The sequence below is a fragment of the Acetobacter sp. DsW_059 genome (assembly GCF_002153695.1).
GTDB classification, from domain to species: Bacteria; Pseudomonadota; Alphaproteobacteria; order Acetobacterales; family Acetobacteraceae; genus Acetobacter; species Acetobacter thailandicus.
This window is the reverse complement of sequence record NZ_JOPI01000038.1, coordinates 32,475-48,825: the sequence shown is the minus strand read 5'-3', so window position 1 is coordinate 48,825 and position 16,351 is coordinate 32,475. Positions and strand designations below refer to the sequence as shown.

General features: G+C 50.6%; 14 protein-coding genes. 11 read left to right on the top strand and 3 right to left on the bottom strand.

The annotated features are described in order from the left end of the window. The 3 genes from lpdA to dld all read left to right on the top strand — a co-directional run. On the top strand, window positions 1–1,631 hold a 1,631-nt coding region (lpdA, locus tag HK25_RS09120; protein WP_086636000.1), incomplete at its 5' end, for a dihydrolipoyl dehydrogenase. A gap of 90 nt (window positions 1,632–1,721) precedes the next feature. Then, the gene (locus HK25_RS13395) at window positions 1,722–2,696 is read left to right on the top strand and encodes a L,D-transpeptidase (RefSeq protein ID WP_369822927.1); all 975 of its coding nucleotides are present in this window, start codon (window positions 1,722–1,724) and stop codon (window positions 2,694–2,696) included. A gap of 121 nt (window positions 2,697–2,817) precedes the next feature. After that, window positions 2,818–4,536: a D-lactate dehydrogenase gene (gene dld / locus HK25_RS09110; protein WP_086635999.1), complete on the top strand. Its 1,719-nt coding sequence runs from the start codon at window positions 2,818–2,820 to the stop codon at window positions 4,534–4,536. 201 nt (window positions 4,537–4,737) lie between these two features. On the opposite strand, the gene HK25_RS09105 is transcribed toward dld, so the two are convergent. Together HK25_RS09105 and ahcY are read right to left on the bottom strand one after the other, a co-directional pair. Beyond that, entirely contained in the window at window positions 4,738–5,124 is a 387-nt protein-coding gene (locus HK25_RS09105; RefSeq protein ID WP_086554489.1) for a DUF3597 domain-containing protein, read from the bottom strand. A gap of 78 nt (window positions 5,125–5,202) precedes the next feature. Continuing rightward, window positions 5,203–6,492 carry an adenosylhomocysteinase gene (gene ahcY / locus HK25_RS09100; RefSeq protein WP_086554488.1) on the bottom strand — a complete coding sequence of 430 codons (1,290 nt, stop codon included), beginning with the start codon at window positions 6,490–6,492 and terminating at the stop codon, window positions 5,203–5,205. A 249-nt stretch (window positions 6,493–6,741) separates the two neighbouring features. Here ahcY and HK25_RS09095 point away from each other — a divergent pair, with 249 nt between their 5' ends. Both HK25_RS09095 and HK25_RS09090 read left to right on the top strand, forming a co-directional pair. Next, complete coding sequence (locus tag HK25_RS09095) at window positions 6,742–7,395, top strand: lysophospholipid acyltransferase family protein (protein WP_086636005.1); 654 nt, start codon at window positions 6,742–6,744, stop codon at window positions 7,393–7,395. Window positions 7,396–7,413: 18 nt separating this feature from the next. Then, complete coding sequence (locus HK25_RS09090) at window positions 7,414–8,568, top strand: DUF2125 domain-containing protein (protein ID WP_086635998.1); 1,155 nt, start codon at window positions 7,414–7,416, stop codon at window positions 8,566–8,568. A 10-nt stretch (window positions 8,569–8,578) separates the two neighbouring features. Here the strand turns inward: HK25_RS09090 and gloB are convergent, their stop codons facing one another. Then, entirely contained in the window at window positions 8,579–9,307 is a 729-nt protein-coding gene (gene gloB / locus HK25_RS09085; RefSeq protein ID WP_086554486.1) for a hydroxyacylglutathione hydrolase, read from the bottom strand. 149 nt (window positions 9,308–9,456) lie between these two features. On the opposite strand from gloB, the gene HK25_RS09080 reads away from it, so the two are divergent. From HK25_RS09080 to HK25_RS09055, 6 genes are all read left to right on the top strand, one after another. Continuing rightward, window positions 9,457–10,155: a class I SAM-dependent methyltransferase gene (locus HK25_RS09080; RefSeq protein ID WP_158092941.1), complete on the top strand. Its 699-nt coding sequence runs from the start codon at window positions 9,457–9,459 to the stop codon at window positions 10,153–10,155. A 94-nt stretch (window positions 10,156–10,249) separates the two neighbouring features. Next, window positions 10,250–12,019, top strand: coding sequence for a hypothetical protein (locus tag HK25_RS09075; RefSeq protein WP_086635996.1), 1,770 nt, complete (start codon window positions 10,250–10,252; stop codon window positions 12,017–12,019). Next, complete coding sequence (locus tag HK25_RS09070) at window positions 12,019–13,050, top strand: hypothetical protein (RefSeq protein ID WP_086554483.1); 1,032 nt, start codon at window positions 12,019–12,021, stop codon at window positions 13,048–13,050. The genes HK25_RS09075 and HK25_RS09070 overlap by 1 nt, the downstream gene beginning before the upstream one ends. After that, a complete protein-coding gene (locus tag HK25_RS09065; protein WP_233127769.1) occupies window positions 13,047–13,721 on the top strand; it encodes a hypothetical protein in 675 nt (224 codons plus the stop codon). Before HK25_RS09070 ends, HK25_RS09065 begins: the two co-directional genes overlap by 4 nt. After that, window positions 13,721–14,839 (top strand): hypothetical protein, encoded by a 1,119-nt coding sequence (locus HK25_RS09060; protein WP_086635995.1) that lies wholly within the window; start codon window positions 13,721–13,723, stop codon window positions 14,837–14,839. The genes HK25_RS09065 and HK25_RS09060 overlap by 1 nt, the downstream gene beginning before the upstream one ends. Then, entirely contained in the window at window positions 14,839–16,344 is a 1,506-nt protein-coding gene (locus tag HK25_RS09055; protein WP_086635994.1) for an NADH-quinone oxidoreductase subunit D, read from the top strand. The genes HK25_RS09060 and HK25_RS09055 overlap by 1 nt, the downstream gene beginning before the upstream one ends. The last annotated feature ends 7 nt before the right edge of the window (window positions 16,345–16,351 follow it).

Genomic DNA, 16,351 nt, shown 5'->3' with positions numbered 1-16,351 from the left:
ACGAGGGTATAGTTGAGCTTGAAACCGATAAGGTCAGCGTTGAAGTGCCTGCTCCGGCTGATGGTTGTCTTGAAAGCCACGTCGTGAAAGAAGGTGACGAGGTTGAAGTCGGTGCGGTTCTGGCCCTGTTTGAAAAAGGTAAAGCCGGTGGTGGTGCTCCGGCTAAAGCGGCCTCTGCGCCAGCTCCGGCAAAGGCGGCTGCCTCAGCCCCGGAAGTAAAAGCGGCTGCACCTGAAGCTGAAAACGTTGATTATGATGTCATTGTTATTGGTTCAGGCCCGGGTGGGTATGTATGCGCAATTCGGGCAGCACAGCTTGGCTTTAAGGTCGCCTGTGTAGAAAAACGCGCAACCCTTGGTGGTACCTGCCTTAATGTTGGCTGTATCCCTTCAAAGGCATTGCTGCAGTCATCTGAAAATTATCATGCCGCGGCACATGATTTTGCAGCTCATGGTGTTGTGCTTGAAAAAGTTGGTCTTGACCTTGCTAAAATGCAGGCTCGTAAAAGCGAGATTGTGACAGCCAATACCAAAGGTGTTGAGTTCCTTTTCAAGAAAAATGGCATTACCTGGCTTAAAGGTCACGGTAAGGTTGAAGGTACGGGTCGCATTACTGTTGATGGCAAGCCGGTTACAGCAAAGCACATCATCATTGCTTCAGGCAGTGATAGTGCGAACCTGCCAAGTATCGAGATTGACGAAAAAGTTATTGTTACGTCAACAGGCGCGCTTGAGCTGTCTTCAGTGCCTAAACGGCTTGTCGTGATTGGTGGTGGCGTTATCGGTCTTGAGCTGGGCAGTGTCTGGAATCGTCTGGGTGCAGATGTTACAGTCGTTGAGTTCATGAACCATCTGGTTCCGGGTATTGATAGCGAAGTGGCATCTCAGTTTCAGAAACTCCTGGTAAAACAGGGCTTTAAAATGAAACTGGGTCATAAGGTAACCAAAGCAGAAAAAACAAAGTCAGGTGTTGTGCTGACTGTTGAGCCTGCTGCCGGTGGCGCTGCTGAAACGATTGAGGCAGATGTTGTTCTGGTTGCTGTTGGCCGTACTGCTGCCAGCAAAAATATGGGGCTGGAAGAAGCCGGTATTGAATTGGATAAGCGTGGCCGTATTGTCACGGATGCACATTTTTCTACCAGTGTTCCCGGTATTTATGCGATTGGTGATGTTATTGCTGGTCCGATGCTGGCACATAAAGCAGAAGAAGAAGGCGTGGCTCTGGCAGAATTGCTGGCAGGTCAGGCTGGTCATGTAAATTATGATGCCATTCCAGGCGTTATTTATACATGGCCTGAAGTTGCTGCTGTTGGATTTACAGAAGAAGCACTAAAGGAAAAAGGTGTAGAGTATAAAACAGGTAAGTTCCCTTTCCTTGCAAATGGTCGTGCACGTGCTTTGGGTATGACTGATGGGTTTGTGAAAGTTCTCGCCTGTAAAAAAACAGATCGTGTTCTTGGTGTGCATATTATTGGCCCTTCTGCCGGTGAGCTGATTGCAGAAGCAACAATGGCTATAGAGTTTGGTGCTTCTGCTGAAGACATCGGGCGCGTTTGCCATGCACACCCGACATTGAGTGAAGCAGTGAAAGAAGCGGCTCTGGGTGCAGATGGCCGTTCTCTGAATATTTAAAATTTTTGACGAAGGGAGCACCAGAACTTTCCGTCGTCAGTGACCGGAGAGTTTGATTTGCACAGAGCAAAAATTTTTATTCTGGCATGCATGGTGTTTCCTGTTCCGCTCCTGGCGCATGCGCAGGAGCGGGCCGTCTCTCCTCTCGTTTCTGGTAGTGAAACACCTCAGTCGGAACAAACCAGTCCAGCTCCGGCAGATAAAATAACCTCTGACCAGCATACGGCCGGTAGTGAAACTCTTCCTGAAGTGCCAGCTATGCCGGATTATCCGACACTTGCTGTTGAGGATGTGCCAGCAGAAGTGCATCGCCTTACTCTCGCTTTTAATAAAGAGGTTGGCGGTGAAAAAAATATTTCAGCCGAGAAGAAAGCGCTCTGGATCAGCCTTGCACAGAAAGAACTGGCAGAGCATTCAGCAGACCATCCGCTGACACGTCCGCAGGTGCTGGTTGTTGTAGACCGTAACCCCGGGGTTCAGCGCCTTGCACTTATTGCAGCACTTCCTGGCGATGCTGAGGACTGGCAGGTTATCGGCGTGACCAAAATATCAAGTGGTACAACTGGTCGTAAATATTACTATATTACCCCGACAGGTGTTTTTGCGAATACATCAGATATTCTGGGCTACAGGGCTTTAGGTACGAAAAACGAGCATGGTATCAAAGGGAACGGTGTCAAAGATATGCGCGTGTGGGATTTTGGCTGGCAGTGGGCTGAAAAAGGCTGGCTGCCCTCACGTGAGAAAGGGCAAATTCGCCTTGAGATGCATGCGACTGACCCTGTTTATCTTGAGCCGCGCCTGGGGCATACCGCGTCAGAAGGATGTGTGCGCATCCCTGCAGCATTAAATATTTTCATTGATAAACATGGTCTGATTGATGCTGAATATGAGCGTGCTGCCGCAATTGACAGGCGTTTTAGTGCCTTGCTGCGCAAAGATCGTAATCAGTCGCCTTTAGCAGGGTCTCTTCTCGTTGTGGTTGATTCAACGGATGCGCTGAAAGCAGCTCATCCGAGTAAGGTGGCTCAGTCTGTTCAGAAACAACATAATATGATTAGGTGAGTTTTAATATTACCTGCAGATATTATTAGATAAAATGGTTTTGTGTGTAGCTTCTCTTTGCTATTTTCAAATAGCTTAACATTAGATAAAAAATAACAAACATTCAGGAGACTAATATCCCATGGCGCATGTACAATCTCAGCCAGATCACGCGCTTGTATCTGGTCTTAAAGCGATTGTTGGTAAAGAGCATGTGCTGAGTGGAGATGCTGACACGTATCAGTTCCGGCATGGGTTTCGTTTTGGGTCAGGTCAGGTGCTCGCGGTTGTAAGGCCGGGTACCCTTATAGAGCTCTGGCGGGTTGCTCAGGCTGCTGTGCAGGCTGATAAAATTATTATTATGCAGGCAGCTAATACCGGTCTGACCGGTGGCTCAACACCTGATGGCGATAATTACGACCGTGAGATTGTGCTGATCAGCACTTTGCGGCTTACAGGTATTCACCTCATCGGTGAGGGGCGCCAGGTTGTCTGCCTGCCAGGCTCTACATTGTATGAGCTTGAAAATAAACTGGCTCCGCTGGGGCGTGAGCCTCATTCAGTTATTGGTTCATCCTGCATCGGGGCATCCGTTCTTGGTGGTGTAAGTAATAACTCAGGCGGTGCTTTGGTACAGCGTGGCCCGGCTTATACGGAAATGGCTATTTTTGGCCAGGTTGGGGAAGATGGACAGCTGCGCCTGGTTAACCACCTGGGTATTAACCTGGGGGATGACCCGGAGGCTGTTCTGACACGGGTGCAAAACGGTGATTTTAGTGATGCTGATGTCACGTGGGATGCAGCCCGTGGGCATGATGACCGCTATATTCAGCATGTTCGTGACGTGGATGCAGACACTCCGGCACGGTATAATGCTGATCCTGCACGCTGGCATGAAGCTGCCGGTTGTGCCGGTAAGCTTGTGGTGTTCGCTGTCAGGTTGGACACATTCCCTGCTGAGAAACGTTCCCATGTTTTTTATATTGGGACAAATGACACGCAGGAGCTTGAAGATCTGAGGCGTCATTTACTGACAGGCTTTGATGAGCTGCCGGTTGCTGGTGAATATATGCATCGGGATGCATTTGATATTGCTGAGAAATACGGCAAAGATACGTTTGCAGTTATTCGCTATCTGGGCACAGGATTTTTGCCCCGGTTTTTTGCCTGGAAATTGCACTTTGATGGCTTTGTTAAAAAATTCCGCTTTTTACCTGACAGCCCCAGTGACCGTTTTTTACAATTCGCCAGTAAATTTTTACCAGGTCAGTTGCCTAAAAGGATGCTTGAGTACAGAAATCGCTTTGAACATCACCTGATGCTTAAAGTTTCAGAGAAGCTGATGCCTGCTGTAAGAGTTTATTTGCAGGAGTATTTCAGCAAGGCCAGTGGCTCATTTTTTGAGTGCACGACAGACGAAGGTAAGCGTGCTTTTCTGCATCGTTTTGCTGCTGCCGGTGCAGCGGTGCGCTATCGTGCGGTGCATCACCGGGAGGCTGAAAATATTGTGGCTCTCGACGTAGCTCTGCGTCGTAATGACCAGGACTGGTTTGAAAAGCTGCCAGCCGAAATTGAAGAAAAGCTGATTGTTAAGCTCTATTATGGTCATTTTCTGTGCCATGTGATGCATCAGGATTATGTTGTGAAAAAAGGCTATGATGTCATGGCCGTTGAACACAGCATGTTGCCTGGTCTTGATGCGCGTGGTGCGCGCTACCCTGCTGAGCATAATGTAGGACATTTGTACCAGGCACCAGATGAAATGCTGGCGCATTATCGCACGCTTGATCCGTGCAATTGTCTCAACCCGGGCATTGGTCAGGCGACTAAAAAACGAAAATGGGTTGCTGAGAGCGTTTAGTTTTATAATGGTAAAGCTATTCGATTATTAATGACGTTTATTGGCGCTATTCCAGCATTGCCAGTAATATGAAGTATGCCTGTTTCGTTAGCTGAGGCTGCAAAGGTAGCTCAAAAGCATTAATGGCCGACATTATGCCTGATGGCCTTAGCAATCAGGCATAATGATATCTGTATACTCTGTAGAATGTTTAGCAGAGTATCAGAGGCTTGCAGGCAGCTTGCCGTCGTTTTCAGCCAGTTTCTGACGCACAGCTTTAATCAGCCAGACGTTCATAGAGGCTGAATCGTTGGTGTCCCCGGTAAAGCCAAGTTCGCCAGCCAGCTTTTTGCGGGCATCGAGAGAGCTGTCCAGGTCAAGCAGCTTAAGCAGATCGACAATAGATTCCTGCCAGTTGAGCTTCTGGGGGTTCTTTTCTGCCAGCGCATTTAGCACAGCATTGACATCTACCGGTGCTGCAGCTGCGGGTGCCGTGGCAGATGCAGCGCCTGTCTGTGCAGGTGCACTCCCGGCTGCTGCCGGCGCATCAGGTGTCGCTGCTTTAGCATGATGGAAAATAGCTGAGAGAATTGAGCCGAAAATACTCATCAGAGAATCTCCTGTGTGAAGAGAAAAAACAGAGCAGATCACAACCCGCAGGTTGTGATCCGTTTAGTCTGTATGCTCTTAGTAGCGATATTCTTCGCTTTTGAACGGACCATGAACCGGTACGTCAATATAATCAGCCTGTGCCTGGCTGAGTTGTGTGAGCTGTGCTCCAACTTTAGCAAGGTGCAGAGCAGCAACTTTTTCGTCGAGCTTTTTAGGCAGGGTGTAAACTTTGGCTTCGTATTTGCCAGCCGGAGCAGTCCACAGTTCGATCTGTGCCAGAGTCTGGTTGGTGAAAGACGCAGACATCACGAAAGAGGGGTGACCTGTTGCGTTGCCAAGATTTACCAGGCGGCCTTCTGAAAGGACGATCAGACGTTTACCATCAGGGAAAACAACTTCATCAACCTGTGGTTTGATATTGTCCCACGTGAAGTTACGCAGGGCTTCGATCTGAATTTCAGAGTCAAAGTGACCGATGTTGCACACAATGGCGCGGTTTTTCATGGCGCGCATGTGCTCAAGGGTAATGACGTCAACATTGCCGGTAGCTGTCACGAAAATATCGCCACGTGATGCAGCGTTTTCCATGGTAACAACTTCATAGCCTTCCATAGCGGCCTGCAGGGCGCAGATCGGGTCAGCCTCGGTTACCAGCACGCGGCAGCCTGCGTTACGCAGAGAGGCAGCAGAGCCTTTGCCAACATCACCATAACCGGCAACGACAGCAATTTTACCAGCCATCATCACGTCAGTACCACGGCGGATCGCATCGACCAGGCTTTCGCGGCAGCCATAAAGATTGTCGAATTTTGACTTGGTTACGCTGTCGTTAACATTGATTGCAGGAACTTTGAGTTCACCGGTTTTCTGCATTTTCCACAGGCGGTGCACACCTGTTGTTGTTTCTTCAGAAAGTCCTTTAACATCGGCGAGCAGCTCAGGGTATTTGTCGTGCATCAGCACGGTCAGGTCACCGCCGTCATCGAGAATCATGTTCGGGGTCCAGCCATCAGGGCCTTTAACCGTCTGCTCGATACACCATACGAATTCTTCTTCGCTAAGGCCTTTCCATGCAAAAACCGGAATGCCAGCTGCGGCCATAGCTGCCGCTGCGTGATCCTGGGTGGAGAAGATGTTGCATGAAGACCAGCGCACAGTCGCACCGAGAGCTACCAGGGTTTCCATCAGAACAGCAGTCTGAATGGTCATGTGCAGGCAGCCTGCAATGCGTGCTCCTTTAAGAGGCTGGCTTTTGCCATACTCTTCACGGAGCGCCATCAGGCCTGGCATTTCGCCTTCTGCAATGGAAATTTCCTTGCGGCCCCATTCAGCCAGAGAAATGTCTTTTACTTTAAAGTCGCTCATCGTGGTTCTCTAATCCTCTTGAGATAAGGTGGATTTTTATACATCCCGAACTCCGCGCAGGCCAGAGAGAAGGAGAGTTTTTCTTATTTTAATGTTATAATGACTTGCAACAGGTAAGCTTTTAAGAGCATGGAGAGAGCCACGGGCTGATTTTTGAGCGGGCTCACGGACCGCTTTTAAAGAGATATTGTTGTGATTGTAGCTATTATCCGTTCTGTTATTTTTAATGTCGCCTCCTTTTCTTTGACAATGCTCATGGGTGTGGGGGCATTTTCTGTGCGCTGGTTTGCGCGGGGCTATGCGTTACCATATGCAAAGCTGTGGTCGCGACTGGTGCTTGCGCTTTTTCAGTCTGTATGCGGGGTTAAAGTTCATATTGTCGGGCGGGAAAATCTGCCGGCTGAAGGCCCTTTGCTGATTGCTTCTCAGCATCAGTCAGCGTTTGACACTCTTATCTGGATGTTACTTGTTTCCAGGCCCTGTTACGTCATGAAAGGGGAACTGCGCAAAATACCTCTTGTCGGGCCAATGCTTATTCTCGCCGGCATGATGCCCATTAACCGTTCTGCCGGGACCAGGGCTTTACGTGTTTTGTTGCAGGAAACCAGCAAGGCGATGGATGTTGGCAAACAGGTGATTATTTTCCCTGAAGGAACAAGAACAGCTCCGGGGGAGAGGGTGCCGCTCAAGCCTGGTATTACGGCTATGGCAAACCATACAAAACAACCGGTTATTCCTGTAGCCACAAACTCCGGTGTGTTCTGGGGGCGGAATGCTTTTCTGAAAAAATCAGGGGATTTATATGTGGTCATTGGCAAGCCAGTGCAGCCTGCGCCTGGTAAAGTGATGATTTCTGACATTCAGCAGGCCTGGAGAGATATGGAGGAGACATTTTCTCCCTGATGTATTGGTTGTGACGGCATGACAGGACTTAAAACGCGCAGAAAGATTTTATATCGCTCTGTTGTGCTCGCGCTGTGCGGCATCCTGTTATGCGGTATGGCGGATTTTATATTAAGTTTGTCTGGTCAGTTTTATTTAAAGCGCCAGCTTGTCGCCTTTCAGCAGCAAAGCGGGTGTACGCTCAGAGCGACAAAGCAGACAAGCTACCCCGGTATTTTTTTTAATCCTTCAGTGCAGCTTTCAGGTGCTTCGGTAAGATGCTCGGAGAAAGCACTTTTTTTTGCTGAGAACGTCCGGCTGGGTTTTTCACCTTTTCATCCTTTTTCAGCTGTTCTGAGGCTTGAAGGCGGAGAACAGCTGGGGCTGTCTTTATCCTCAAAGCAGAGCGATGTCTGGCAAATGGCAGGTGCTCCTGTTGAGCTTTTGCTTCCGTTGCGGGGGGTATTTCCTCTTTCTGCTCAGGATATAGCGTTTTCTACAGATTTTATCACGCTTTCCTCCCGGCAGGGTGTACTGGCGCAACACGCTCTTTCACTGCGCCAGGTAAAAGGGCGTATGCTTATTAACCCAAAGGCTGAGGCTGATAAGCGGATAGCGGGTTTGCACATCACTGCGCAGAAGCTTAACATCGCGCCCGGTCGCCACGTGTTAACTAATGTTTCTGTCGTTGTGACAATTCCTGGTCCTTTATCTGAGCGCCGGCAAAGCTGGCAGCGTTTGTTACGCAGTACCGGTGATGTGGCAGAGCAGAAAGAAGGTAATTCTGGTTCTGAGCCGGTAACGGCGGCCCAGGCTTTACCTGATATTCTTATTCCTCAGGCTGAGGCAGACTGGCAGGGTCTGCATATGACCTGGGCTGCAAAACTCTTTGTGCTTGAGCATGAAGGGCTGAGTGGTGACAGCTGGTTGACTCTGACGAGTTTCCGACCGTTTTTTGAGCAGCTGAGGCATGATAATATAGTGCCGGAGCAGCAACAGGAAATTATGACAAAGCTTGATGCCGTTTTATCTCGTAATGAGAAAACACAGCCGCGCTCTGTGACGCTGTTTGTTCCCGTTCGTCATAGTGAGATTGTGTTTGCCGGTTACAGTGCCGGCTCTCTGCTTTCTGCCCTGCATACCGCCGAAGGGCTGATGCAGGGCAGGCAGGCTGATACAACTGTTTCTCATTAAGAGAGGTTGTTTAGAAGTTATCTTTTTCCTGACGCCATTTTGTAAAGGTGGCTACATCTTTTGCCAGCAGAAAGGGGTTGGTAGCCCGTTCTGTGCCAAGTGTTGTTGGCAGGGTTGGCAGATTTTCAGCCCGCAGCTTCTTTACCTCTTCAATGCGAGCCTGCAGAGCTTTGTTGTCGGGGTTTGTATGATGCGCAAAAGCCGCGTTGCTCAGTGTATATTCATGGCCACAATAAACACGGGTCTCGTCAGGCAGACTGTTAAATTTGCTCAGAGAGTCAAACATCTGTGCCGGCGTACCCTCAAAAAGGCGGCCACAGCCCATGCTAAAGAGTGTGTCACCGCAGAAAAGGGCAGGAGGAGCACCGTCAAAATAAAAAGCGATATGCCCGATTGTGTGTCCCGGTACATCCAGCACCTTCGCAACAGAGTCACCTACGGCTACTGTGTCACCCTCACGCAATGCAATATCAAGCTTTGGCAGGCGGCTGGCATCGTTAGCAGCCCCTGCGACTTTTGCATTGTAGCGCTTTCTCAGGGCCTCTGTGCCATCTGTATGGTCAGGGTGGTGATGTGTAAGCAAAATCAGGTCAGGTTTAAGGTTTGCAGCATCAAGTGCTTTTTCAACCGGTTCTGCGACTCCCGGGTCAACAATGGCTGTTATGCCAGTTTTTGTGTCGGTTAAAACCCAGACATAGTTGTCTGACATGACAGGGATGGGGTGCACTGAAAGAGACATTACGGGGGCTCCTGTATAGCGTAAGTCATAAAAGACTATATGATCTGTAGTGTCACAGGATCAAAGGATCATGATAGACATGAACTATGCAAAACGTCACTTTTTCAGCGTTGTCTGATTTTTATGCAACCGGGACCGGCCAGAGATGTATGTCGCTGTTGCATCGTCAGGTCAGAGTTTTCTGGCCGGATCTGACTGCCGGGCAGAAAGTGCTTGGAGTGGGCTATGCTTCCCCTTGCCTGCGCGCCTGGCCGGGGCTGCAGATGAATCCTGTTTCAGTTGTTTTGCCGCATTATGATGGTGTGAAGCGTGGAGGGGCGGGTCTGCGTGACAGCATGGTGCATACGCTTGTTGGCGAAGCAGGTGTTTTACCGTTTCAAAGTGAAAGTTTTGATCGTGTTGTCCTGATGCATGCTTTTCAGACGCAACGCCAGGCTGTCAGGCTATTGCGGGAGGCCGCCCAGGTTTTGCGGGATGACGGGCGTATGATTTTAATTTTCCCCGCAGCTCTGACGGGGCGCAGCCGTCTGAAGCACACCCCGTTTGCCAGAGAACTGGCTTTTTCATCTTATACGATAAAGCGTTTACTCGATCTTGCCTGCCTGAAAGCAGAGCGCCAGGAGAAGATGTTTTTTCTCCCCCTGACCTGGGAATGTAAAAACGCTCATATTAATTTTGTGAGCGATATTGCAGGTAAAATGTTCGTACCTGGTCTGGGTAGCCTGTGCGTTATTGAGGTTGTGAAAAATATCAATGCTTCTCTCACATTACCTCTTCCGGTCTGGCAACGGCGGTGGCGGCGGTATATAAGTCACCGGCCGGCTTTTTTACGTTCTTTTATAAGGTGATGGTTTCGGTATACTCTGCGTATCTGCAGGAGAGTTAAAAAAAGATCTCACCTGCAGGTTTAAGGTTATTCGGGTCCTCTGTCCCGCATATGGTGTGGTTTCTTGTCAGATATGTTTCGGGGGTAAGACCATTCCGGTTTCATTTTTTCTTTGTGGCCTTCTTATCTGCCTGGCCGGTTGCGGTATCGTTACGGTTCTGCCGGCAGCGAGGTTTGGGCGGGCAGAGCCGTGGCGTGCTGAAATACTGGTCGCATTCTGGGTGCTGACCGGTCTTTTGTCTGCGGTCGGTACAGTGCTGCGTATTGAAGGTGAGCTGAGCTGGTGCCCGGTTTTTGGCATGGATGGCCCGGTTTTACCTATGATGGTACTGCTGTCTTTTGCCGGAGGGGTCAGTGGCTCGGGGCGTTATGGTGTTGCCTGTGTGCTGAGTGGTTTTGCTTTCCTTGCGCTTTCGCCGCTTATTTTTGGCCTCCTTGTGGGTACGGCTTTGATTCTTCTGGTGAGAAAAGGGTGGATTGGTCTTTGTCTGCCTGTGGCCGTGGTGCCGGCTACAGTGCCTGTTGACAGCCTTCTTTTTACGCCGGCCTTGTGTGTTATGGTCCTGCTGCTGGGCAAGGCGACATCCGTACAAACTGGTCCTTCTGCCCTGCTGCCTGGCGCGACAGGTTTGTTTCTGCTTGGGCGATTACTCACTGAATCAGGTGTGTTACCTTCGGTTTGTCAGTTTTTTCTGCTTTGTTGCGGCTGTGGCGTCGCTTTGTCTGGCAGCATGCAGGCTTTACGTCGTTCGTCTTCTGCCGGTCAGCTGATGTCGGGTCTGGTCACATCAGGTTTCGGCCTGCTGGTCGTTATTCTTGTGCTGGCATTTGGCACGACACTTGAGGGCGGAGAGCAGTTCAGAACAGCAGCTCTTCTGGCCGCCGGAGCACCTTTTTTATCAGCTCTTGTCCTTTTATGGCTCTGTCAGGACACAAAAGACGCATCTCCGGAGCGGGAAGAGGGCGCCAGTTCTCTGATTTTACCCTCCCGTCTAAAAGGATGCTACGCCCAGGGCATTATGGCATGTGCTTTGCTTTTTCTGTCTGGCCTGCCGCCGCTGGGGAGTTTTTCAGTCTTATGGTGTTTTATTGGTGCAGCTGAGCAGGCTGCTCGCGCAGTACCTCCGTTACAGGCGCTGGCAGTGATTGTGCTTACCGTAATAACCTCCTGCGTTATGGTCATTAATATTCTGGCTTTGCTGCGCCTGGTTCTTGCCGTTGTGCGTTCTCGTTCCACACAGGAAGATAAAGATACAGCGCAGAGTATTTTTACTTTGCTGCCCGCACTGGTTTGTGTCGCAGCGGCTGCTGTCGTTGCATTCTTTCCGGGAGGATGGCTTGCCTTTGCAGATAATCTTCTCGCCGGTACTTTTCAACGTCCGTTCCTGTGGTCAAAAAGCATTACAGTCTGGTTTATCAGTTCATCTGAGAGTTACACCCCTCTTTATTGTGTAATGGCTTTGTTACTGTGTGCTGGCTGCCTTCAGATGTTCAGTACACTTTTTAAAATATCGCCTCTCCCTCAGGCGCAGTTTCAGGCTCCTTTCTGGCAGCAGGGGGCACCCTTCATACAGGCTGAAAAAAAGGAGCTGAATTCCATCTCTCCTGTCCCTTCTGACAGACAGTTTAATGCTCAGGTTGATACTTTTCTGGGGTGGCAGACATACAAAGTTTCGGTTCATACCGGCTGGCAGAAATGTGTCGCGGCAGTCAGTCCGTTATGGCAGTTTGTCCTTAGATTTTGCGCGGTGTGTGAAGCACAGAGTGGTGTTCTTGTTTTACTGTTTCTTGGCGCCGGGCTGTTTTTAGGATTATTTGCAGGATAATGACGTCGTTTTCTCCCCCGCTGATCCTGACATGGCAATGGTATCTGCTTATTGTAATCGCGTTATTTTTTCAGATTATTCTGATGATGTATGCGGCCCCTTATTTTCGCGGGTTTGTTGATCTGCTGGCTGGCAGAATAACAGGGCAGCTGCGTTACTGGCCCGGTGGCAGGTGGCAGAATATAAGGCATCAGTTAAAGCGCCCTGGTATCATGGCTCCGGGTCAGCAGGTCGGGTGCATTGTAACGCGGGTTGCTTTTGTTCTTGCCATCGCTGTCTGTGGCATGGTGCCTGTTTTTTCTTTAAGTCCTCCCGGCTTTCCTGCTCCTGGTTTGCTGCTCATCTGTGCATTGCTTGTGCTGGTGTCTGTGTTGCTGATGCTCCCCGTAATGATTCAGGCAGGGCAGTCTGCTTCAGACGGATATCTGAGCGGTGTCAGCGATATACTGCTTTTACCTGCGCTTACGCCAATATTGCTGATGACCGGCGGCCAGGACCTCAGCAATTTTCTTATTCACACAAGAGCCTATTCTCCTTCAGGGGAGGGAGCACCTTTTGTGCTGGCCGGGGCTGCTATATTCCTTGGTGCTCTCGGGCAGGGTGGCAGCGTTGCGGACGAGGCTCAGTGTCCTCTTTCTGGCGCAGACCGGGGATTATGGCTCTGGACTCATGACATTCTTCAGTTGTGCTGGATAACGCTCGCCGGTGATATTGTCTGGTCGGGGGTGCTGGCTTTGCCGCTCCCTGAGGAGGGTGCCACAGCATGGATGGTAAATTGTTTTTACGGTACCGGAGGCTGGGTCCTTAAACTGGTCTGTGCGATGTTTTTTCTGGTGCTGATCCGGCTCGTTCTTTTGTCGGTGATAAAGCGCGGGCGTGTACGTTTTTTATCTGTTTTTCTGGCAGGGCTGGTCGCCTGGCAGATTGCAACGCCTCTTTTCCTTCCGGTATCTGATAAAAACGAGAAAGGCACGCCGCCTTCGCATAAAACATCATGGTACAATGAGGAAGAAGGAGGGTTTGCGCCATGACACTGGCCGCTGTAATCGTTCCGTTCCTTGCTCTTTGTGTTGCAGCACGCAGCATAGCTTTTTTGCCGGCTCTGGGCATCATGACGGCCGTTGCCATGCTTATTGATGCCCTGACACCGCTGCAGGAGGCAGGGGCTGCCTTTGCTGTAATACTGGGTGTCGGCCCTGTTTTGTTTCTTAATTTCTATCAGTATGACGAGGTGAGAGAAAGTAAGGTTATCGCAGCACCTTTTTTACTTCCTGGTGTGATGATTTTGCTCATGCTGATGAATTTATACCCCGATGGCACGGTTTTTCCCGCAGGTATATGTGTTGTTATGGCAGGGTTAGTCACAGTGAGTGTTCGCCAGACGATGGTCTGGCAGTGGGCTGGCCTTCTTACCTGTGCAGAGGGTGTTTTATTATCTGCCGTGATGTACAGGCAGGTGACGGCATTTGCGGTTACCGCACTGATCGGCTGTTGCATTGCTATACTGGGTGGGGCCTGTGTGCACCGGGTGATGCCGCGCGTGCATGTCGTTCGTGCTCCTGTACGTCAGGAGCATAAAAATAAAAAATGGCAACGCAGCCAGCAGGATGATGGTGATGCGCTGGATCATGCCGCTGGTGCACCACACCCTGACTATGTGCCTCAGCGCTCTGGTGCGTCAGATAGGGGATCTGCTTCCTGATGACGGCTTCTCTTTTTTTTGCAGCCCTTTCGTTTGTCTGGCCCTTTCTGGGTGCTGTTCTCGTTGCTATGACCGGAAAAGCACAGAACCGCCGGCTTTCTTTGTGGGCAGCAGGTATAGCCTGCCTTCTCTCTGTCGTAGTGTTTCTTAATCCCGGTACTGTTGCTTCAGGGTGGGACGATGACCCCGTGCAGAGGGCCGGGCGTGTTATGCTGGCCTTTGGCCTGTTGATGACCGTGCTGGAGCAAAAGAGTTTTCAGACACGTTTATTACGCAGCCTGCCTTATGTTTCTGTCGGACTTGCGGACCTGGCATGTATTACACCAGAGCCGGTTGTGGGGCTTGGTCTGCTTGGTTTATCCCTTGTTTACGGGGTGTTCGTTATTGGCCATGCTGCGGGCAAAGCCATGGTGGGCTGGCGTATTTTGCGTAGCATGGCGGTTGGTCTGTTTCTTGTCCTGGCCGGACTTTTGCTGCCGCCAGGAAAAACCGAGGCAGGCATTATGCTTGCCTGTGGCAGCATTGTTCTTGCCGGACTGGTGCCATTCAGCATGATCTGGGCAGAGAATGTCGATCTCGCTTTCTTTCGTCCCTTTGTGGGGGCTGTCATCCTTCTGTCTTTACATTTTCGTGCAGCAGGAGGGGATGCCTTTCACACAACACTGATTATAGCAGGGCTTGTTTCTCTCTGGTTTACGGCTGTCAGTACACGTGGTGACGATAAGTGGTATCGTTTTTACTCTTTTCCACTCGCGCTGGCTTTTATTGCGGTGGGTGCCAGAGCTGATGTCGCCGCTCTTTTATTTTTGTGTGGATGGTGTCTGGCCGGGGGAACTGAAATGGCTAAGTACGCATGGGCGGCCCGTGCCCTGGCCTGCCAGCCACCCGGAGCACCGTTTGTTGGCTGCCTGCTCTTATTTTCTGTGCTCAGCGACATGTCATGGATGCTGACTATACTGACAATAGGCGGTATTCTGGGTGTGATTTTACGTGTGTTTCCTAAAAATTCGGGAGACCTTTCTTTCTGGCCTCATGACAGTGCAGGGCGTGTCGCCTGTGTTGTGCTGGTTGCAACGGGTTTTATGGTGCCTTTGGCTATGATGCTGGGGGTTTTCTGATGGATCCTGTAAGTTATATTCAGTCAGGTACTGTGACAGAAACATCGTGGCGTTATGTGCTGGGAGAGATGTTATGGCGGGACCTGATAGAAAGCCTTAAAGAACATCCTTTGTCTTTTACCGGCCTGTGGTGCGATGGCACGTATGTTCATGCGCTCTTTATGCAGCCTGATATGCAGCCTCTGGCAGCCAGCCTGTTATTAGAAAATAATCGTTATCCTGCTCTGTCATCTGCGCGTCCTGTTTCAGCATATTATGAGCGGATGATTTTTGATCTCTATGGTGCCGAAGCGATGTGGTGCCAGGATGAGCGTCCCCTGGTTGATCATGGGTTATGGTCTGTCAGGGGGCCGCTGAGCGGTAATACAGACACGTCTGAAAAGTCGCCAGAAAGACATTTAGTGTTTCAGCCCTCGGATGAGATTATGCAGGCCGGTGGGGTACAGGCATCGTCAGGCCCTGCAACAGGCGGCCTTGAAACGCCGGTTTATATTGCTCTGGCGACAGATAATGGCGGGCAGATACGCCGTGCCGAAGCAGTTAATGGTTATGCGCATCGTGGTCTTGCACAGCGCTGGCACATGTCGCGTATAGAGGAGGCATGCCGTTTAAGCGGGCGTGTCGCAGCAGGCTCTTCTGTCTCGCATCAACTGGCTTTTTGTCAGGCGGTAGAGGCGGCCTGCGGGCAGAGTGTTGAAGAAGAAGTTGAGCTGCTGCGTGTTGTGTTGCTTGAGTTTGAGCGTATTACGCATCATTTGTTCGCGCTTGCTGCTATAGCCCGTCATGCGGGTGCGTCACTTGTTGCCTCTCAGTGTATGATGTTTCGCGAAAAGCTGCTCGCTGTTGCAACTCCTGTTCTGGGCTCACGCCTGCTGATGGATCATATTGTACCTGGCGGCGTCAGCCTGCAGCAGGCTGCTGAGGCCGGAGAGTTATGTCGCCATCTCTCTGAGCTTGGTGAGGAGTTTTATCCTTCTCTGGCGGCATTGTGGCGCAACTACCCCGGTCTTTCCGCACGTTTGTCTGACATTTTATGTGTTGATCGCAGTATGTGTGATCGTTTTGGTGTTGATGGTCCTGTTCTGCGCGCAGCTGGCGGAGAGGGGGATTTCAGGCGTCTTTTATGGGCCTATGACGGAGTATGGCGTTTTACAACCGGACGCGAAGGCGGATGTGCTGAGGACCGTGTTGCTGTGATGGTCGCAGAAACAGGCGAAAGCCTGCGGATGTTACGTGACCTTGGCCCCCGCCTTGGTCTGACTGCCGGAGGGCGGACTGAGCTTTCTGTTACAGACAGTGAGGGTATCGGTGTTTCAGAAGGCCCATGGGGTATGGTGCTCTACTGGGTTATCCTGCGTAGCGGACGGGTTGAACGGGTGTATGTCAGAGACCCTGCCGCTGCGGCGCTGATGGTTTTTGAGGCGGCTTTGTCTGGTCAGGATATTTCAGACCTTGAACTGGGGCGTGCCTCTTTAGGTGTAAATGCTGCCGCGTATGATGGTTAAACAAAAA